The sequence below is a fragment of the Variovorax sp. Root473 genome (assembly GCF_001426505.1).
Taxonomy (GTDB): Bacteria; Pseudomonadota; Gammaproteobacteria; order Burkholderiales; family Burkholderiaceae_C; genus Variovorax.
Genome location: NZ_LMEV01000017.1, coordinates 1,199,791 through 1,219,782, shown reverse-complemented (window position 1 = coordinate 1,219,782; position 19,992 = coordinate 1,199,791). Strand labels below are relative to the sequence as shown.

Here is a 19,992-nt window from a genome sequence, read left to right as displayed (position 1 = left end):
GCCCGGCCTGCGCACGCTCCCGCCAGAATAGCGCGATGAGAAAAGACATTCCCAACCTCGGCGCGCTGCAGGCCTTCGAGGCCTCGGCACGCCTGGGGAGCTTCACCCGCGCAGCGACCGAGCTGGCGCTCACGCAAAGCGCGGTCGGGCGCCAGGTGGCGATGCTGGAGCAGCGCCTGGGCGTGCCGCTGTTCTCGCGCGTGCGCAAGCGGCTGACGCTCACCGACGTGGGCCGCGAGTACGCCGCGCGCATCCGCCGCCACCTCGACCAGATCCGCCGCGACACGCTGGAGATCAGCGCCGGCCACGAGATGGGCTTCGTGCTCGAACTGGCCGTGGTGCCGACCTTTGCCACGCAATGGCTCATTCCGCGGCTGCCCGATTTCAGCCGGCTGCACCCGAACATCACGGTGAACCTGTCGGCGCGCTCGCAGCCCTTCTCGTTCCAGGAGCACGCGTACGACGCGGCGATCTACTTCGGCGACCAGTTCTGGCCGAACACGCGCGGCGGGCTGATCTTCTCCGAAGGCGAGATGGTGCCCATCTGCAGCCCCGCGTTCCGCGACGCGCAGGCCCGGTGGGACGAAGCCGGCTTCGAGCGCTGCCGCCATGTGCACCTGAGCACGCGCGCCCACGCATGGCGCGACTGGTACGCGCAACAGAAATGGGAATACACGGTGCACGCGTCGCGCGGGCCGCGCTACGAGCTGTTCACCATGGTGGTGGCTGCCGCAGCGGCGGGCATGGGCGTGGGGCTGGCGCCGCGCCTGCTGGTCGAGCAGGAACTGCGCACCGGCGAACTCGTGATCCCGATGGACCGGCACCTGGACGTGCACCAGGGCTACTACTTCGCGTACCCCGAAGGCCGGCCGGCCTCCGGGGCGCTGGAGCAGTTCAAGCAGTGGGTGCTGGGGCTGACACCCGACTGAACCGGGTCAGACCGGGTTCGGGTTGCGCTCCTGGAAGCCCTGCGGGTGCCAATACGGGCAGGTGCGCGTCGTCGCGCCGGTCGACCACCACGCTGGACACCGTCGCGCGTCGGGCTTGGCGGCGCTTCGGCTCGCTACGATCGAACGATGCAGATCTCGATCGAACACCCCGACCAGCCCGACGTCATCCAGCTCATCGACGACCTCGACGCGTACCAGAAGCCGCTGTACCCGCCCGAGAGTCACTACGGCATCGACATCGCTGCGCTGTCGGCGGCGCATGTGCTGTTCGCCGTCGCACGCGACGCGGCCGGCACGGCCATCGGCTGCGGCGCCGTCGTCATGAACCCTGGCTATGGCGAACTCAAGCGCATGTACGTGCGCCCGCAGAACCGCGGGCAAGGCGTGGCAGCGAAAGTGCTGGGCTTTCTCGAAGGCGAAGCCACGGCGCGCGGATGCGCGATGTTCCGGCTGGAGACGGGCGTGAGCCAGCCCGAGGCGCTGGCGTTCTATGCGCGCGCGGGATATGCGCGGCGTGAGCGCTTCGGGGACTATCCGGACGATCCGTTGAGTGTGTTCATGCAGAAAACGGCCGCGACAGCCGCCCCCCCTCCCCCCTAAGATCGCCCCGGCTTCCGCCACCACGGTTCTCACCAACAAGGAACACCACATGCAGACAAGAGGGATTCTTCGCCGGCTCATGTTCACAGCGGGCTGCGCCCTGCTGCTGGGGCTTTCAGGGTGCGGCGGCGGAGGGGGGGGAGGCGGAGGCGGCGGTGGTGCACTGCTGCCGCTGCCACCGGTCGGCGGCACGCCGACACCACCGCCCGCGGACACCGGGCGCGGACGGGTGGTCAGCAGTTCGATGAAGTCGACCGCCACCGAAGCGACCTACCCGATCCAGGTCTACCTCCCGGCCGGCTACGACGGCGCCACGGCGAGCTACCCCACGGTCTACATCACCGACGGCGACGCCGTCTACAACCAGAGCGTGACGCGCTTGCAGAACTTCACCGACATCCTCGAGAAGGCCGGCAAGAAAGCCATCGTGGTCGGCATCGGCGGCACCTCGCGGCGCAACACCGACTACCTGATGCCGGGCGCCAAGGCGTACCACGAGTTCCTCGTCGCCCAGCTGGTGCCGCATGTCGAATCGAACTACCGGGCCAACCCGGCCAGGCGCATGCTCTCGGGCCTGTCGAACGGCGGCGTCTTCACGCTCATCGCCTTCTTCACCGAAGGCGCGGCGGGCACGTTCACCTTCCAGCATTTCTTCGCGTCCGACCCGCCCGCCGCTGGCGCGCGCGGCCAGCTCGATCCGCTCGAAAGCCAGATGTACGCCAACAGCAGTACGCGCGACATTCCCGTGACCCTGCTGCTCGGCTATGCCATCGGCAACGTCGGCGGCCCGGAGATGACCGCGCTGCGCGACCAGATCGCCGCACGCAACTACAAGGGTCTGCAACTGAGCCTGAAGGGCTACGAGGGCGGCCACACGCAAATGGACTTGCCGTCATTCCAGGACATCGTCGCGCGGTTCATCGATTGAGGCGTGGGGTGCGGGCTCAGGGTTTTTCCTGATCCTGCACCCTGTCGAGCGGCAGCGGGCTCATCCGACGTCACCATGGAGGGTCGTCCTCTGTACTTCAAAGGAGAAAGCAACCATGGCCACCAACACCGTTCGCCTGCACCGCGTGCTGCGCCCCCCCCCCGACAAGCTCTACCGTGCCTTCGTCGAGGCCAGCGCGTTCGAGCGCTGGCTGCCGCCCTTCGGTTTCACCGGCAAGGTCCACACCATGGAGCCGGTGGTGGGCGGCGCGTGGCGCATGTCCTTCACCAACTTCGGCACCGGCCACAGCCACTCGTTCGGCGGCAAGTACCTGGAACTCGTGCCCGGCCAGCGCATTGCCTATGACGCGAGCTTCGACGATCCCCACCTGCCGGGCACGATGAAGACCACGGTGGTCCTGACCGCGGTGTCCTGCGGCACGGACATGGCCGTCGTGCAGGAAGGCATCCCCGACGTGATTCCCGTCGAGATGTGCTACCTGGGCTGGCAGGAATCGCTGGTCGCGCTGGCGCAGCTGGTCGAGCCGAACATTCCGGGTTGAGGAACGGCTTCAGGCACGCCACGCTTGGCAGCCGGCGAATCCCTTGAGCCCGGCCAATTCATCGAGGATCGGGCACTCCGGGCGCTCGTCACCTTCGCAGCAGTGGGCCAGGCGCTCCAGCAGGCGCTTCATGTGCGCGAGCTCTTCGATCTGCTGGGCCAGGTCGTCGGCGCGTTCGAGTGCGACGCGCTTCACATCGAAGCTTGCACGACGGCCGTCTTGCCACAGGGCGTGCAGCTCGACGACTTCCCGCGTGTCGAAACCCAGCGTGTGTGCGCGCCGCACGAAGCGCAGCGTCGCCACGGCGCGCTCGTCGTAGCGGCCGGCGTGCGCCATGTCGTCGAGCAGTCCGAGCGATTCGCAGTCGCTCAGCAACTGTGCGGACGCACCGGAGCGCGCAACGACATCGGCAAGGGACAAGCGCGCCGCAGCAGCAGCCGGCGCCGTGGGATGTTCCATGGAGTTCTCCTTCGATCCAAAGCGCGAAGTCTCAACCTTCACACGATGGAAGAGTCAAACCCAAGCAACCGCATGACCTTGGCGCGCAAGGGGTCAGGCACTCGATGCGCTTGACCTTCACACGATGGCAAGCTTGAGACTGGGCGTCACTCTTTTGAAAGGATGACTCTCATGCAAGCGTTTGAAATCCAGTCGATGACCTGCGGCAGTTGCGCCGGCCGCATCACCCGCGCCATCAAGGACCTCGACCCGCAGGCCAGGCTCGAAGTGGACGTGAAGCAAAGAACGGTGCGCATCGACACCAACGAAGACCGCCCCTCGCTGGTGGCGGCGTTGACGGAGGCCGGCTACCCGCCGAGTCCTTCCGCCAACTGAGCGCGTGGCGCGAACCGGGTTGCCCGGTTCGCCGCAAAGCCTTACTTGAAGATCCGCACGATCGCGTCGTCGAACGCGAGCACGTCCGTGCCCACGTGCGTGGAGTTGAACTCCGTGTCGATGAGCTGCAGCCCCACGTAGCCCCGTTCGGACATCCGCTTGTACATCGCCTTCACCGGCACTTCGTTGCAGCCGCTGGCGCAGTGCGCCAGGATCAGCGTCACGGGCAATGGCCGGCCCGCGAGCGCGTCGAACATCTTCTTTTCGAGCGCGTTGTTCTCGGCCTCCTGCTGCCAGAAGGCTGCCTCGATGGAAATGAAGTACGAGAACACGAGGTTGTCCGGCGCCTCCAGGAACAGCGCCGTGGCCGCGAGGTTGCCACTGGTCGACAGCCCCGTGAGCATGCGTTTCTTCGGGTCCGCGCGGTACTTCGATTCGATGTACGGCACCAGGTCCTTCGTGAGGAACGTGTGGTACGCGTTGGCGCCCGGAAAGTTGTAGTCCTCCTGCCGGCGCGCGGTGTACCCGATGCCCACGAGGATGGCCTTGGTGCCGCGCTTGAGCAGCACGTTCTTGAGGTTCGTGAAGCGTGTGTCGGGCAGGCCGTTGGTCGCGTCGCCGTCGAAGGCGTAGATGATGGGCACGGCGTCGCTGCTGCTGTCGTAGGCTGCCGGAATGAACACCTCGATCGGGTAACGCACGCCGTTGACGCTCGACGTCACCGCGTCCGATACCACGCGGCCGTTGGCCGTCGATGGGGGTTGCACCGGGGCTGTGCCGGTCGGCGGCAGGATCGGCACGCCGCCCCCGCCACCTCCTCCGCCCCCACCGCCGCAGGCGGACACGGCCGCTATCAGCACAAAGCTACCCATCACCGCCAAAGCGCGGCGAAGCCATTTCTGTTGCATGTGGTGGTCCCTCGTTCCCCGGTGCCGATTGCACCGCTGGGGATACTCAAGGCTGGGTCCAAGGGCGTCAACGTCGCTCTGCGGCTCACACCGCACAGCTAATCCGTTCGTTTTCAACGTCGCCGACTCCCCCGGCGGATAAAAAGACAACATCAGGGTAATCCCTGAAGTTTGCGCCCCCAAGCGCCCGAACGCACCGCCCCGCAAGGGAAACACGCCCTTCCCACCTGCGCCAAAGCCCCTCGCGGCTGGCCCGCTACTTGCGGTATCGTTCGAAAATGACAGAAAATTTTCTTAACTGTCATATATTTGTAAATTCATTTTCATCGCGCGCACCCTTTGAGGTGCATCGCCCACCCCATGAGCACCAACGTCGACACCCCTGGCACCACCGTGGCCCAGCGCATTGCGCAGGCGCTGCCGCGGCTGACACGTTCGCACCGGCAGGTGGCTGACTTCGTGCTCGAGCACCCGCTGCAGGTCGCGACACTGCCGATCGATGAACTCGCCGCCGCGGCCGGCGTGTCGGTCGCCACGGCCAACCGCTTTGCGCGGGCACTGGACTTCGACGGCTACGCCACCTTTCGCGCCGAACTCGTGCGCGGCTTCGAGTCGCTGGTGGCGCCGGTCGAGCGGCTGCGCGGCAACCTGGAGCGTCCGACCACGGTGGCCGAGGTGTTCGCGACCGCGCTCGACGAGAGCCGCCGCAACATCGAAGCCACGCGCCAGTCGCTGGACTACGCCGCTTGCGAGGCCGCGGTGCAGCGCATCCTGAAGGCGCGCTCGATCTACATCGGCGGCTTCGGCGCGAGCGCCTGGCTCGCGGGGCTGCTGCAGCACGGGCTCGACGGTTCGTGCAACGACGTGCGCATGCTCTCCAGCGTGAGCGGCGTGACGCATTCAGCGCGCACGCTCATGCACTCGGGTCCGCAGGACCTGTTCATCGGCCTCACTTTTCCGCGCTACCTGACCGACACGGTGGCGCTGGCGCAGATCGCACGCAGCCAGGGCTGCGCGGTGCTCGCGCTGACCGACCGGCCCAGCTCCCCGATCGCGCCGCTGGCCGACGTGGTGCTCTATTGCCAGACCGAAACCAGCTACCGCCCCAACTGCGAGACCAGCGTGCTTGCGCTGATCGAGGCGCTGACCAGCGCCGTGGCCCTGCGCGCGCCCGGCGCGGCGCAGTCGGCCGGCCGCATCCTGCAGGCGGTGCGTCCGTGGCTGCACGGCGGACTGGGCCAGGGCCATGCGCGCGGCGAAGTCTCGATGCCTCCCCTCCCCGCCGCCGTCGCGTCCGACGCCGGCAAGAAAAAGAAGAAAGCTTCCCGATGAAGAACGTCACGCCCGTCATCGCCATCCACGGCGGCGCCGGCACCATCAGCGCCTCGACGACCAACCCCGAGCAGGCGCAGGCCTACCACGACGCGCTGCAGACCATCGTGCGCGCCGCGCAGGCCGCATTGCTCAAAGGCATGTCCGCGCTCGACGCCACCTGCCTGGCAGTCGAGATGCTCGAAGACTGCCCGCTCTTCAACGCCGGCTACGGCGCGGTGTTCACGCACGAGGAAACGCACGAGCTCGACGCGGCCGTGATGGACGGCGCCACGCTCGCGGCCGGCGCCATTGCCGGCGTGAGCCACGTGCGCCGTCCGGTGCGCGCCGCGCGCGCCGTGCTCGAAGACGGCGCCCATGTGCTGCTGGCCGGCGCGGGCGCCGAGGCCTTCGCGCGCGACCGCGGGCTGGAGATGGTCGAGCCTTTCTTCTTCTCGACCGACGCACGCCGCCAGCAGCTGTACCGCGTGCGCGACACGGGCCGCGTGGTCACCGACCACGAAGGCGCCGCCATGACCAAGCCGCCGCTGGACGAAGACAAGAAGTTCGGCACCGTCGGCGCCGTGGCGCTCGACATGCACGGCCACCTGGCCGCCGCCACTTCGACCGGCGGCATGACCAACAAGCGCGTGGGCCGCGTCGGCGATTCGCCGCTCATCGGTTCCGGCACGTATGCCGACGACCGCACGGCCGCCATCTCGTGCACCGGCAGCGGCGAGATGTTCATCCGCGTCGCGGCTGCCCACGACATCTGCGCGCGCATGGCCTACGGCGGCGCGACGCTCGAAGCAGCCACGCATGCCGTGGTGCACGAGTCGCTGCCCGCCATCGGCGGCACCGGCGGCCTGATCGCCGTCGACCGCCACGGCAACCTGAGCCTGGCCTTCAACACCGAAGGCATGTACCGCGGCCATGCGCGCGGCGATGAAACCCCCGTGACGGCCATCTTCGCCTGACGCCCGCCCTCTTTTTCTCCCGCATCCGCCATGTCCTCCCCTGCCCTGAACCTGCCCGACGGCCGCGTCCTCGCCGTCGACGACCTCACCGTGCGCTTCTCGACCTCCGAGCGCACGGTCGACGCCGTCAAGAAGCTGTCCTTCCACGTCGACCACGGCGAAACGCTCGCGGTGGTGGGTGAATCGGGGTCGGGCAAGTCGGTCACCTCGCTCGCGCTGATGCGGCTGGTGGAGCATGGCGGTGGCCGCATCCTCGGCGGCCGCATGGCCTTCCGCCGGCGCAACGGCGAGGTGCTCGACCTGGCGCAGGCGCGCGACGGCACGATGCGCGGCATCCGCGGCGCCGACATCGCGATGATTTTTCAGGAGCCGATGACCTCGCTGAACCCCGTGTTCACCGCCGGCGACCAGATCGCCGAGGCCATCCGCATCCACCAGGGCAAGAGCAACGCGGCCGCACGCGCCGAGGCGCTGCGCATGCTCGAACTCGTGCGCATTCCCGAAGCGCGCAACGTGCTCGACCGCTTTCCGCACCAGCTGTCGGGCGGCATGCGCCAGCGCGTGATGATCGCGATGGCGCTGTCGTGCAAGCCGCAGCTCTTGATTGCCGACGAGCCCACCACCGCGCTCGACGTGACGATCCAGGCGCAGATTCTTCAGCTCATTCGCGAGCTGCAGAAAGAGATGCGCATGGGCGTGCTCTTCATCACGCACGACATGGGCGTGGTGGCCGAAATTGCCGACCGCGTGCTCGTGATGTACCGCGGCGACAAGGTCGAGGCCGGTACCTCCGACGCTGTGTTCGCGTCGCCGCAGCACCCCTACACGAGGGCGCTGCTGTCGGCCGTGCCCAAGCTGGGTGCGATGCAGGGCACCGACCTGCCGGCCAAGTTCGAGTTGCTGCGCACCGAAGGCACCACCGAGACCGTGCCCTGCGCCGACACCACGCCGCAGACCACCGTGCGCAAAGAGGCCGGCCCGATCCTGCGCGTGCGCGACCTCGTGACGCGCTTCGATGTGCGCAGCGGCATCTTCGGCCGCGTGAAGCGCCGCGTGCATGCGGTCGAAAAAATCAGCTTCGACCTGTACCCCGGCGAAACGCTGGCGCTGGTCGGCGAATCGGGCTGCGGCAAGTCGACCACGGGCCGCTCGCTGCTGCGCCTGGTCGAGAGCCAGAGCGGCGCCATCGAGTTCGGCGGTCGGAACATCCGCGAGCTGCCCACGCGCGAACTGCAGGCGCTGCGCCGGAACATCCAGTTCATCTTCCAGGACCCCTTCGCCTCGCTCGATCCGCGCGTGACGGTGGGCTTCTCGATCATGGAGCCGCTGCTGATCCACGGCATCGCCAAGGGCGCCGAGGCGCAGCAGCGCGTCGACTGGCTGCTGCAGAAGGTCGGCCTGCCGCCCGAGGTGGCGCAGCGCTACCCGCACGAGTTCTCGGGCGGCCAGCGCCAGCGCATCGCGATCGCCCGTGCGCTCGCGCTCAACCCGAAGGTGGTGGTGGCCGACGAATCGGTGTCGGCGCTGGACGTGTCCATTCAGGCGCAGATCGTCAACCTCATGCTCGACCTGCAGCGCGAGCTGGGCGTGGCGTTCCTCTTCATCTCGCACGACATGGCCGTGGTCGAACGCATCAGCCACCGGGTGGCCGTGATGTACCTGGGCCAGATCGTCGAGATCGGCCCGCGCCGCGCCGTGTTCGAAGCGCCGCAGCACCCCTACACGCGCAAGCTGATGGCCGCCGTGCCGGTGGCCGACCCGTCGCGCCGCCACAAACCGCGCGCGCTGCTCGAAGGCGAGATTCCCAGCCCGATCCGCGCCGTGGGCGACGAGCCCGACGTGCCGCCGCTGGTGCAGGTTGCGCCCGGCCATTTCGTGGCACGGCATGCCATCGGCGGCGCCTTCTGATTCCGAACCGTTTTCTCACCCGCAGGCCCCCTGCATTTTTTCCACGAACCGACTGGAGTTCTTCCATGAAGCAATCTTCTTCCTCCCTGCGCTGGGCATCCGCACTGCTGGGCCTGGCCGCGCTCGCCGCCTCGGGCTCGGCACTGGCTGCCAAAGACGTGGTGCTGGCCATCGGCTACCAGCCGGAAACGCTGGACCCGTACAACACCAACACGACCATCACCACGGCCGTGACCAAGACCTTCTATGAAGGCCTGTTCCAGTTCGACAAGGACTTGAAGGTGCAGAACGTGCTCGCCGAGAGCTACGACGTGTCCAAGGACGGCCTGGTCTACACCATCAAGCTGCGCAGCGGCGTCAAGTTCCACGACGGCACCGACTTCAACGCCGAAGCCGTGAAGGTCACGCTCGACCGCGTGCTGAACCAGGACAACAAGCTGCTGCGCTACAACCAGTTCAACCGCGTGGGCAAGGTCGAGGCCGTGAACCCGACTACCGTGCGCATCACGCTGAAGGAGCCCTTCGGCCCCTTCATCAACTCGCTGGCCCACGCCTCGGCCGCCATGATCTCGCCCACCGCGCTGAAGAAGTGGGGCAACAAGGACATCGCCTTCCACCCCGTGGGCACCGGCCCCTTCGAGTTCGTCGAGTGGAAGCAGACCGAAGCCGTGAAGGCCAAGAAGTTCGACGGCTACTGGAAGAAGGGCTACCCGAAGGTCGACAACCTGCAATGGAAGCCGGTGCTCGAGAACAACACGCGCGCCGCGATGCTGCAGACCGGCGAAGCCGACTTTGCCTTCCCCATTCCCTACGAGCAGGCCGAGCTGCTGAAGAAGAGCGACAAGCTCGAAGTGGTGGCCTCGCCCTCGATCATCACGCGCTTCCTGGCCTTCAACATGCTGCAGAAGCCCTATGACAACCCGAAGGTGCGCGAAGCCATCGGCTACGCCATCAACAAGGAAGCGCTGTCGAAGGTGGCCTTCGGCGGCTACGCCTTCCCCGCACAGGGCGTGATGCCCCAGGGCGTGAAGTTCGCCGAGAAGATGGCACCGATTCCCTACGACGTGAAGAAGGCCAAGCAGCTGCTGACCGAGGCCGGCTACCCCAACGGTTTCGAGTCGGTGCTGTGGAGCGCCTACAACAACACGACCAGCCAGAAGACGATCCAGTTCGTGCAGCAGCAGCTCGCACAGGTGGGCATCAAGCTGCAGGTGCAGGCGCTCGAAGTGGGCCAGCGCACCGAGCAGGTCGATGCATGGCCCGATCCGAAGACGGCCAAGGTCCGCATGTACTACACGGGCTGGTCGTCGTCGACCGGTGAAGCCGACTGGGGCCTGCGTCCGCTGTTCGCTTCCGAGTCGTGGGCACCGAAGCTCAACAACATGTCGTTCTACAAGAGCGACGTGGTCGACAACGCCATCGCCAAGGCGCTCGTGACAGTGGACGACAAGGAAAAGGCCGCGCTGTACAAGACCGCGCAGGAAGAGATCCGCAAGGACCTGCCGCGCGTGCCGCTGGTCACGGAGCAGAACCTGTCGGCGCACGCCAAGCGCCTGTCGGGTGTGTTCGTGATGCCCGACGCGAACATCAACATCGACGCCATGGCCGTGTCGAACTGATCGCAGCTCCTTCGTTTCCTGACTGACTGTCNTGGCACCGTGCCATCGCCCGCTCGCGACAACCGTATCCCATGCTGAATTACTTCCTCAAACGACTGTTGGGCCTGATCCCCACGCTGCTCATCGTGGCAGTGCTGGTGTTCCTGTTCGTCCACATGCTCCCCGGCGACCCGGCGCGCCTTGCCGCTGGCCAGGATGCCGACGAGCAGACCGTGGCCATGGTGCGCGCGGACCTCGGGCTCGACAAGCCGCTGCCGCAGCAGTTCGTGAGCTTCTTCACTCACATGGTGCAAGGCGACTTCGGCACCTCGATCCGCACGCGGCGGCCGGTGTCGACGGAGATTGCCGAGCGCTTCTTCCCGACGGTGATGCTGACCATCACCAGCATGGTGTGGGCGGTGATCTTCGGCATGGGGATCGGCATCGTGTCGGCGGTGTACCGCAACAAGTGGCCCGACCGCATCGGCATGACGCTGGCGGTGTCGGGCATCTCATTCCCCGCATTTGCATTGGGCATGCTGCTCATGCAGATCTTCTCGGTGCAGCTCGGCTGGCTGCCCACGGTGGGCGCCGCGACGTGGCAGCACTACATCCTGCCCTCGATCACGCTGGGCGCGGCAGTGGCCGCCGTGATGGCCCGCTTCACGCGCGCTTCCTTCGTCGAAGTGATCCAGGAAGACTTCGTGCGCACCGCGCGCGCCAAGGGCGTGCACGAAACCAGCGTGGTGTTCAAGCACACGCTGCGCAACGCGCTGATTCCGGTGGTCACGATGATGGGCCTGCAGTTCGGCTTCCTGCTGGGCGGCTCCATCCTTGTGGAGGCGGTTTTCAACTGGCCCGGCCTGGGCCGCCTGCTGGTCGATGCCGTGCAGATGCGCGACTACCCCGTCATCCAGACGCTGGTGCTGCTGTTCTCGCTCGAATTCATCCTGATCAACCTCGTGGTCGATGTGCTGTACGGCTACATCAACCCGACCATTCGCTACAAGTGAGCACGCAGCCATGACGCAAGCTACCGGCGTGTCTGCCGAATCCATCGTTCCACTGTCCCCCGTTGCCGTTGCGCTGACCGCCGGCAAGGTCCGCACGCCCTGGGGCGAGTGCTGGCGCCGTTTCAAGAAGCAGCCCGTGGGCATCGTGGCGGCCATCTTCGTGGGGCTGTTGGTGGTGATCGCGGTGTTCGCACCGTGGATCGTGCCCTTCGACCCCGAGAACTTCTTCGACTACGACATGCTGAACAGCGGCCCCTCGGCCACGCACTGGTTCGGCGTTGATCCGCTGGGCCGCGACATCTTCAGCCGCATCCTGGCGGGCACGCGCATCTCGCTGGCGGCCGGCTTCCTGTCGGTGCTGGTGGGCGGCATCATCGGCACGGCCTTCGGCCTGCTGGCGGGCTACTACGAAGGCTGGTGGGACCGCATCGTGATGCGCATCTCGGACGTGCTGTTCGCCTTCCCCGGCATCCTGCTGGCGCTGGGCGTGGTGGCCATCCTGGGCAGCAGCATGACCAACGTGGTGGTGGCGGTGTCGGTGTTCAGCGTGCCGGCCTTTGCGCGCCTGGTGCGCGGCAACACGCTGGTGCTCAAGCAGCAGACCTACATCGAGGCCGAGCGCAGCATCGGCGCATCGGACTGGACCATCATCGTGCGGCACATCCTGCCGGGCACGATCTCCTCGATCGTCGTGTACTTCTCGATGCGCGTGGGCACCTCGATCATCACGGCGGCCAGCCTGTCGTTCCTGGGCATGGGCGCGCAGCCGCCAACGCCCGAGTGGGGCGCGATGCTCAACGAGGCGCGTGCCGACATGGTCACCTCGCCGCACGTGGCGCTGTTCCCCAGCCTGGCGATCTTCTTCACGGTGCTCGCCTTCAACCTGCTGGGCGATGCGCTGCGCGACGCGCTCGATCCGAAGATCGACCGCCAATAAGTTCTTCTTTTTTCATGGCCTCGACGACCTCCCTGCCCTTCATCGGCACCCTGCCCGCGGGCGCGCGCGACGCCATCACGGACGTCGCGGGCGTCACGGTCGGCCACCGCACGCTGGCCAACGGCCCGGTGCAGACCGGCGTGACCGTGATCCGCCCGCACGCGGGCGATCCGTTCCGCGACAAGGTGCCGGCCGCGGCCGTGGTGCTCAACGGCTTCGGCAAGAGCGTGGGGCTGGTGCAGCTGGCCGAACTCGGCGTGCTGGAAACGCCCATCGCGCTGACCAACACCTTCTCCGTCGGCACGGTGGCGACGGCGCAGATCCGCGACTGCGCGGCGGCCAACCCCGAGACGGGGCGCGCGCTGCCCACGGTGAACCCGCTGGTCTTCGAGTGCAACGACGGCTTTCTCAACGACATCCAGCGGCTGGCCGTGACCGAGGCCGATTACCTGCAGGCGCTCGACGCCGCCGATGCCGACTTTGAACAGGGTTCGGTCGGCGCGGGGCGCGGCATGTCGAGCTTTCAGCTCAAGGGCGGCATCGGCAGTGCGTCGCGCCGCGTGGCGATGGCCGACGGCACGACCCACACGGTGGGCACGCTGGTGCTGGCGAACTACGGCCGCCAGCCGCAGCTGGTGCTGGCCGGGCACGCAGTGGGCGAACGGCTCGCGGCGCTGCAGGCAGCGAAGGAAGAGGCAGAGCCCGAGAAGGGCTCGATCATCATCGTCCTCGCCACCGATGCGCCGCTCGATGCGCGCCAACTGCGCCGCCTCGCACTGCGCGCGGGCGCGGGACTGGCCCGCACCGGCTCGGTGTTCGGCCACGGCAGCGGCGACATCGTGCTGGCCTTTTCCACCGCCTACACCGTACCCGACCGCGCAGACCGTCCGATGCCGGCCATGGCGATGCTGCACGACGCCCTGCTCGACGGGCTTTTCCAGGCCGCGGCCGACAGCACCGAGCAGGCCATTCTTCATGCGCTGTGGCGCGCCACAGCCGTCACGGGCCGCGACGGCAACCACCGCGCCGCCCTCGGCGAGCTGCTGCCGGCGTCCTCCCTGTCACCTCTCGTCTGAACACACGACCATGAAAGTCCTGATCTCCACCGACATCGAAGGCGTTGCGGGCGTCTATCACCCCGAGCAGGCGCGCCAGGGCAACCCCGAGTACGAACGCGCCCGCGTGCTGATGGCGCAAGAGGCCAACGCCGCGATCGCCGGCGCCTTCGACGCCGGCGCCACCGAGGTGCTGGTGAACGACTCGCACGGCGGCTTTCGCAACATGCCGCCCGACGTGCTCGACGCACGCGCCCGTGTCGTGCAAGGCAAGCCGCGCTACCTGAGCATGGTGGCGGGCGTGGAGGAAGACGGTGTGCAGGCGGTCTGCATGGTCGGCTACCACTCGCGTGCGCAAGGGCGCGGCATCCTGGCGCACACGATCAACAGCTTCGCCTTCGCGAGCATCTCGCTCGGCGAGCAGGAACTCGGCGAGGCCGGCCTCTACGGCGCGCTGGCTGGCGAGTACGGCGTGCCCGTGGTGATGGGCAGCGGCGACGACGTGTTCATCGCCGAGAACCGCGCGCTCTTTCCGCACGCGACCTTCGTGCAGACCAAGAAGGCGACCGGCTTCAACAGCGGCGTGTCGCTCTCGCCGGAGCAATCGCGCGAGGCAATCCGCGCCGGCGTGATCGAAGCACTGGCCGCGCGTGCCCATGCGCGCCCCCTGGTCTTCAAGGGTCCCCAGGTCGTCACGCTGCGCACCCAGTCGCCGATGATGGCCGACCTGTTCTGCCAGTGGCCGAGCTTCGAGCGCGTCGACGGCGTCACGCTGCGCTTCAGCGCCGACACGGTGGAATCGGCCGTGCGTATGCTGAACTGCTGCTCGGCGATGTCGGCAATGCTGCGCTGACGCCACGGCTGCTCCAGGCAGCGCGGCAGCTGCCGCGCTCACCGCAGACCCCGGGCTTCGACTTCAGGCTGAAATAGCCGCAGGGTCCCGCCCCTGCGCTCCCGCACGCGAAGCGCTCCCGCTTCCTAGAATTCACCGGTCCGGCGACCCCGAGCCGGCGTCCGCGCCTTATCCGGAATAAGCAACCAACCGCCTCGCAACCCGCATGGATGCTGGTGAATAAGCTTATCCGCATAAGGCGCGAACCAAAAAATCGTTTGTTTCCATAAGGCGGGCTTTCAGAATCCGGGCTTCTTGTTGGGGCGCCCCGTTTCACGTTCGGCACCGCACTTTTCAAGACACAGCACGCACGATGTACCAATACACAGAATTCGATCGCCAGTTCGTTCACCAACGCGCTGCCCAGTTCCGAGACCAGCTCGAGCGCTGGCAAAAGGGCCGCCTGCACGAGGACGAGTTCCGCCCCCTGCGCCTGCAAAACGGCTGGTACGTGCAGCGCTACGCGCCGATGCTGCGCGTGGCCGTGCCGTATGGCGAGCTGTCGAGCAAGCAGCTGCGCGTGCTGGCCCGTATCGCCCGCGAATACGACGAACCCGAAGCCGAGGTCTACCGCAAGGCCATCGAGATCCAGGGCCAGCTCGGCAGCCACAAGCTGCCCACTCACTACGCCCACTTCACGACGCGCCAGAACGTCCAGTACAACTGGATTCCGCTGTCCAAGTCGGCCGACGTGATGGACCTGCTGGCCTCGGTCGACATGCACGGCATCCAGACCAGCGGCAACTGCATCCGCAACATCACGAGCGACGAGCGTGCCGGCATTGCCGTCGACGAAATCGCCGACCCGCGCCCCTTTGCGGAAATCATGCGCCAGTGGAGCACGCTGCACCCCGAGTTCGCCTTCCTGCCGCGCAAGTTCAAGATCGCCATCACCGGCGCCACCGAAGACCGCGCCGCCACCGGCTGGCACGACGTCGGCCTGCACGTGGTGAAGAACGAAGCGGGAGACATCGGTTTCCGCGTGCAGGTGGGTGGCGGCATGGGCCGCACCCCCATCATCGGCACCGTGCTGCGCGAGTTCCTGCCCTGGCAGCAGATCATGAATTACCTCGAAGCGGTGATCCGGGTCTACAACCGCTACGGCCGCCGCGACAACATCTACAAGGCGCGCATCAAGATCCTGGTGAAGGCCGAAGGCCAGCGCTACATCGACGACGTCGAGGCCGAGTACAAGCAGATCATCGAGCACGACGGCGCGCCGCACACCATCACGCAGGAAGAGTACGACCGCGTGGCCGCCTCCTTCGTGCCGCCGACGCTCGCCACCCGCGTGCTGCAAAGCGCCGAGAAGACCGATGCCGAATTGCGTGCCTTCGCCGCCGACGACGTGATGTTCGCGCGCTGGCTGGCCCGCAACGTCGACGCCCACAAGAACCCCGCGCTGCGCGCCGTCACGCTGTCGTTCAAGCGCCTGAAGCAGGCGCCCGGCGACGCCTCGGGCGACCAGCTCGACACCATCGCCGAGCTGGCCGACCGCTTCTCGGCCGGCGAAGCCCGCGTGACGCACGACCAGAACATCGTGCTGCCCTGGGTGCACGCCGAAGACCTGCATGCGCTGTGGCTCGCCGCCCGCGCCGCCGGTTTCGCCAGCGCCAACGTGCAGCTGCTGACCGACATGATCGCCTGCCCCGGCGGCGATTTCTGCTCGCTGGCGAATGCGCGCTCCATCCCGATCGCCGAAGCCATCACCGAGCGTTACCAGGACCTCGACGAACTCGACGACCTGGGCGAGATCGACCTGCACATCAGCGGCTGCATCAACTCGTGCGGCCACCACCACAGCGGCCACATCGGCATCCTGGGCGTCGACAAGGACGGCAAGGAGTGGTACCAGGTCACCCTGGGCGGCTCCGACGGCTCTGCGCTCAGCGGCGCACCGCAGGCCGGCAAGGTGGTCGGCCCCTCGTTCTCGGCGGCCGAAGTGCCGGGCGTGATCGAGGCCGTGCTCACCACCTACCGCGACACCCGTGAGAACGGCGAGACCTTCATCGACACGCTGCGCCGCGTCGGCCCCGACCCGTTCAAGGCCGCGGCCAACGGTGCGCGATTCAAGGTGGAGGAAGCAGCATGAGCCGCCGGGCCGCTCCCGAGGCGAATACCGTAGCGCACAGCGCGGAGGTTTCCTAATGAAAAAGACTTTGAACATCCTCTCGGCCGAAGAACACATCGACGACGGCGATCCGAAGGTCCTGCAGCTGGCCAACGACGCTGATCCGCTGGCCATCGAGGTCTGCCTGGCCGACATCGAACGCATCGACCTGCACTTTCCGAAGTTCACCGACGGCCGCGCCTACAGCCAGGCCTTCCTGCTGCGCCGCCGCCTCGGCTTCACGGGCGACATCCGCGCCACGGGCGATGTGCTGATCGACCAGCTGGTGCAGATGGAACGCACCGGCTTCTCCAGCGCCGTGCTCAAGGAAGGCGTGGACGCCTCCGACGCACAGCGCCAGTTCGACCGCTTCGCCGCGTTCTACCAGGGCGATGCGGTGAAGACCGCGCCGCACTTCGTCGCCGGCGCCTGAGCAGACAAGAGAGCCCCATGAGCATCGCCACCGACATCGACTTCGCACGCATCAACACCGAGCTCGGCCGCAATGCCGAAGGCCTGGTGGACTGGGCCATCGGCCTGGGCCAGCCCGCGATCATCACCACCAACTTCCGCCCGTTCGAGGCCGTGATCCTGCACATGGTCACGCGCGCCAGGCGGGACGTGCCGGTGGTGTGGATGGACAACGGCTACAACACCGAGGCCACCTACCGTTTTGCCGACGAGGTGACGAAGCTCCTGAGCCTGGACTTGCACATCTACCTGCCGCGCCGCTCGCGCGCGCACCGTGAAGCGGTCGAAGGCCCCACGCCGGCGCTGGACGACCCACGCCACGCCGCCTTCACAGAAGAAGTGAAGCTGGAGCCCTTTGCCCGCGCGCTGCGCGAGACGGCTCCCAAGGTCTGGTTCACCGCACTGCGGGCCACCGACACGGCCGTGCGCGCGCAGATGGACCCGGTCAGCGTCAACCCGGACGGCCTGATCAAGGTCGCGCCGCTGCTGCACTGGTCGTCCAAGGACCTGTACGAATACTGCGAAGCCAACGGCCTGCCCAACAACTTCGACTACGTGGACCCGACCAAGGGCGAGGACAACCGCGAATGCGGCTTGCACCTGTCGCACTGAACGATCGATCTCCGCCTCCAGGACCCATCCGATGAACGCCCGTACCGAAGCCGACCTGCTGCAGCCGCCCATGCATTCACCCGCGAACCTGTCCAACACGCACCTCGACGCGCTGGAAGAAGAAACCATTTTCATCCTGCGCGAAGTGGCTGCCGCCTTCGAGCGCCCCACCCTGCTGTTCTCGGGCGGCAAGGATTCGCTGGTGCTGCTCAAGTGCGCCGAGAAGGCCTTCGGCGTCGGCCGCATTCCCTCCCCACTGCTGATGATCGACACGGGCCACAACTTCCCCGAAGTGACGGCCTACCGCGACCAGCGCGCCAAGGAACTGGGCGCCGAACTCATCGTGCGCAGCGTCGAAGACTCGATGAAGCGCGGCACCGTGCGCCTGGCCCATCCCGGCGAATCGCGCAACGCACACCAGTCGGTGACGCTGCTCGAGGCGATCGAAGAATTCCGCTTCGACGCGCTGATCGGTGGCGCCCGCCGCGACGAAGAAAAGGCCCGCGCCAAGGAGCGCATCTTTTCGCACCGCGACGCCTTCGGCCAGTGGCAACCCAAGGACCAGCGCCCCGAACTGTGGACGCTGTTCAACACGCGCCTGGCCCCCGGCGAGCACTTCCGCGTGTTCCCGATCTCCAACTGGACAGAGCTCGACGTGTGGCAATACATCGAGCGCGAGAACGTCGGCCTGCCGTCGATCTACTACACGCACAAGCGTGAAGTGGTCGAGCGCCGCGGCCTGCTGGTACCCGTGACCGAACTCACGCCGCCGCGCGACGGCGAAACCGTGCAGGTGCGCGACGTGCGCTTTCGCACCGTGGGCGACATCACCACCACCTGCCCGGTCGAGAGCCTGGCCGCAGGCGCGGGCGACGTGGTGATCGAGACGCTGTCGGTCGATGTCAGCGAGCGCGGCGCCACACGCATGGACGACATGACTTCGGAAGCTTCGATGGAGAAGCGCAAGAAAGACGGGTATTTCTGATGAGCACGACGACGGCAACCCTCGACAACACCGCCCTGCACGGCGACACCGGCACCGCCCTGCGCTTCATCACCTGCGGCTCGGTCGATGACGGCAAGAGCACGCTCATCGGCCGCCTGCTGGTCGACAGCAAGACCGTGCTGCAAGACCAGCTCGCTGGCGTACAGCGCGGCGGCGAGACCGACCTGGCCCTGCTGACCGACGGCCTCTCGGCCGAGCGCGAGCAAGGCATCACGATCGACGTGGCGTATCGCTACTTCTCGACCGCCAAGCGCAAGTTCATCATCGGCGACGCGCCGGGCCACGAGCAGTACACGCGCAACATGGTCACGGCCGTCTCGGCCGCCGACGCGGCCGTGGTGCTGGTCGATGCCACCAAGCTGGCCTGGGCCGCCGAGGTCGAAGACGGCACCGTGGTCAAGCGCGAGCTGCTGCCGCAGACGCGCCGCCACACGCTGCTGGCCCACCTGCTGCGCGTGCAGTCGATCGTGTTCGCGGTCAACAAGCTCGACGCCATCGACGACGCCGCCCTCGCCTTCGAGCGCATCTCGACCGCGCTGAACGCCTTTGCCGAAGCGGCCGGCGTGAAGGTCGCGGCCATCGTGCCGATCTCCGCCCTCAAGGGCTGGAACGTGGCCACGCGCCATGGCGACTGGGTCGACTACGAAGGCCCGAGCCTGCTCGAACTGCTCGAAGACCTGCCCGTGACCGCCCAGGACGAAGCCGTGCCCTTCGCTTTCCCGGTGCAGTGGGTCGAGAAGTTCTCGGCCTCGGCCGACACCTCGCAAGGCCGCCGCGTGTTCTGGGGCCGCGTCGCCTCGGGCCATGTGGAGCCCGGCCAGCGCGTCACGGTGCTGCCCAGCAACCAGAGCGCCACCGTGGCCCAGGTGCTGAGCCACACGCGCCAGCCGAAGACCGTGCATGCAGGCCACAGCGCCGGCATCGTGCTCGACCGCGAACTCGACGTGTCGCGCGGCGACTGGCTGTTGGCGCCCGAGGCCTTCGAGCCCGTGCGCGAGATCACCGCCACCGTGGCCTGGCTCGATGACGAGCCGCTGGTCGCGGGCCGCGTGTACTGGGCGCTGCAGGGCCACCGCTGGGTCAAGGCCAAGGTGGCGCGCATCGTCGATCGTGTCAACATCACCACCCTCGAATCCGAGCCGGCGACCCAGCTGGAAGCCAATGCCATCGGCGATGTGGTGCTCGCGCTGCAGCAGCCGCTGGCCGTGCTGCCCTTCGCCCAATCGCGCGCGCTGGGGTCGCTGGTGCTGGTCGATACGGCCTCCCATCGCACCTGCGCCGCCGTGCTCGTGCAGACGCCCGCCGCAAAGGCCTAAAATC

At 67.3% G+C, this 19,992-nt stretch carries 20 protein-coding genes; 18 read left to right on the top strand and 2 right to left on the bottom strand.

Annotated features, from left to right (window positions below):
• Positions 1-35: 35 nt before the first annotated feature.
• From ASD34_RS19045 to ASD34_RS19030, 4 genes are all read left to right on the top strand, one after another.
• Positions 36-929: a LysR substrate-binding domain-containing protein gene (locus ASD34_RS19045; RefSeq protein WP_056580317.1), complete on the top strand. Its 894-nt coding sequence runs from the start codon at positions 36-38 to the stop codon at positions 927-929.
• A 147-nt stretch (positions 930-1,076) separates the two neighbouring features.
• Entirely contained in the window at positions 1,077-1,550 is a 474-nt protein-coding gene (locus tag ASD34_RS19040; RefSeq protein WP_056580315.1) for a GNAT family N-acetyltransferase, read from the top strand.
• A gap of 49 nt (positions 1,551-1,599) precedes the next feature.
• Complete coding sequence (locus ASD34_RS19035; RefSeq protein ID WP_157609714.1) at positions 1,600-2,478, top strand: alpha/beta hydrolase; 879 nt, start codon at positions 1,600-1,602, stop codon at positions 2,476-2,478.
• Between the two features lie 115 nt (positions 2,479-2,593).
• Positions 2,594-3,040, top strand: a complete 447-nt coding sequence (locus ASD34_RS19030; RefSeq protein WP_056580311.1) for an SRPBCC family protein — start codon at positions 2,594-2,596, stop codon at positions 3,038-3,040.
• Positions 3,041-3,049: 9 nt separating this feature from the next.
• Here ASD34_RS19030 and ASD34_RS19025 read toward each other — a convergent pair whose 3' ends face one another.
• Positions 3,050-3,499 (bottom strand): MerR family DNA-binding protein, encoded by a 450-nt coding sequence (locus ASD34_RS19025; protein WP_056580308.1) that lies wholly within the window; start codon positions 3,497-3,499, stop codon positions 3,050-3,052.
• Between the two features lie 171 nt (positions 3,500-3,670).
• Between ASD34_RS19025 and ASD34_RS19020 the strand changes: the two genes are divergently transcribed.
• Positions 3,671-3,874, top strand: coding sequence for a heavy-metal-associated domain-containing protein (locus ASD34_RS19020; protein ID WP_056580307.1), 204 nt, complete (start codon positions 3,671-3,673; stop codon positions 3,872-3,874).
• A 41-nt stretch (positions 3,875-3,915) separates the two neighbouring features.
• Here the strand turns inward: ASD34_RS19020 and ASD34_RS19015 are convergent, their stop codons facing one another.
• On the bottom strand, positions 3,916-4,641 hold the full coding sequence (locus ASD34_RS19015) for an alpha/beta hydrolase (RefSeq protein WP_235510121.1): 726 nt from the start codon (positions 4,639-4,641) through the stop codon (positions 3,916-3,918).
• Between the two features lie 501 nt (positions 4,642-5,142).
• Between ASD34_RS19015 and ASD34_RS19010 the strand changes: the two genes are divergently transcribed.
• The 13 genes from ASD34_RS19010 to ASD34_RS18950 all read left to right on the top strand — a co-directional run bounded on the left by ASD34_RS19010 (position 5,143) and on the right by ASD34_RS18950 (position 19,988).
• Positions 5,143-6,114 (top strand): MurR/RpiR family transcriptional regulator, encoded by a 972-nt coding sequence (locus ASD34_RS19010; protein ID WP_056580303.1) that lies wholly within the window; start codon positions 5,143-5,145, stop codon positions 6,112-6,114.
• Positions 6,111-7,070: an isoaspartyl peptidase/L-asparaginase family protein gene (locus ASD34_RS19005; RefSeq protein WP_056580301.1), complete on the top strand. Its 960-nt coding sequence runs from the start codon at positions 6,111-6,113 to the stop codon at positions 7,068-7,070. Before ASD34_RS19010 ends, ASD34_RS19005 begins: the two co-directional genes overlap by 4 nt.
• Positions 7,071-7,100: 30 nt before the next feature.
• Positions 7,101-8,978, top strand: coding sequence for a dipeptide ABC transporter ATP-binding protein (locus ASD34_RS19000; RefSeq protein WP_056580299.1), 1,878 nt, complete (start codon positions 7,101-7,103; stop codon positions 8,976-8,978).
• Between the two features lie 65 nt (positions 8,979-9,043).
• Complete coding sequence (gsiB, locus tag ASD34_RS18995) at positions 9,044-10,597, top strand: glutathione ABC transporter substrate-binding protein GsiB (protein WP_056580297.1); 1,554 nt, start codon at positions 9,044-9,046, stop codon at positions 10,595-10,597.
• Positions 10,598-10,668: 71 nt separating this feature from the next.
• The gene (gene gsiC, locus ASD34_RS18990; RefSeq protein ID WP_056580295.1) at positions 10,669-11,589 is read left to right on the top strand and encodes a glutathione ABC transporter permease GsiC; all 921 of its coding nucleotides are present in this window, start codon (positions 10,669-10,671) and stop codon (positions 11,587-11,589) included.
• Between the two features lie 10 nt (positions 11,590-11,599).
• Complete coding sequence (gsiD, locus tag ASD34_RS18985) at positions 11,600-12,526, top strand: glutathione ABC transporter permease GsiD (protein ID WP_056580293.1); 927 nt, start codon at positions 11,600-11,602, stop codon at positions 12,524-12,526.
• A 14-nt stretch (positions 12,527-12,540) separates the two neighbouring features.
• On the top strand, positions 12,541-13,602 hold the full coding sequence (locus tag ASD34_RS18980) for a P1 family peptidase (protein ID WP_056580290.1): 1,062 nt from the start codon (positions 12,541-12,543) through the stop codon (positions 13,600-13,602).
• Positions 13,603-13,612: 10 nt separating this feature from the next.
• On the top strand, positions 13,613-14,434 hold the full coding sequence (locus tag ASD34_RS18975; protein WP_056580288.1) for a M55 family metallopeptidase: 822 nt from the start codon (positions 13,613-13,615) through the stop codon (positions 14,432-14,434).
• A 352-nt stretch (positions 14,435-14,786) separates the two neighbouring features.
• On the top strand, positions 14,787-16,565 hold the full coding sequence (locus ASD34_RS18970; RefSeq protein WP_056580287.1) for a nitrite/sulfite reductase: 1,779 nt from the start codon (positions 14,787-14,789) through the stop codon (positions 16,563-16,565).
• Positions 16,566-16,620: 55 nt separating this feature from the next.
• The gene (locus ASD34_RS18965) at positions 16,621-17,016 is read left to right on the top strand and encodes a DUF934 domain-containing protein (protein WP_056580285.1); all 396 of its coding nucleotides are present in this window, start codon (positions 16,621-16,623) and stop codon (positions 17,014-17,016) included.
• Between the two features lie 17 nt (positions 17,017-17,033).
• Positions 17,034-17,666, top strand: coding sequence for a phosphoadenosine phosphosulfate reductase family protein (locus ASD34_RS18960; RefSeq protein WP_056580283.1), 633 nt, complete (start codon positions 17,034-17,036; stop codon positions 17,664-17,666).
• Positions 17,667-17,697: 31 nt separating this feature from the next.
• Complete coding sequence (gene cysD, locus ASD34_RS18955) at positions 17,698-18,651, top strand: sulfate adenylyltransferase subunit CysD (protein WP_056580281.1); 954 nt, start codon at positions 17,698-17,700, stop codon at positions 18,649-18,651.
• A complete protein-coding gene (locus ASD34_RS18950; protein ID WP_056580279.1) occupies positions 18,651-19,988 on the top strand; it encodes a sulfate adenylyltransferase subunit 1 in 1,338 nt (445 codons plus the stop codon). Before cysD ends, ASD34_RS18950 begins: the two co-directional genes overlap by 1 nt.
• Positions 19,989-19,992 lie beyond the last annotated feature (4 nt).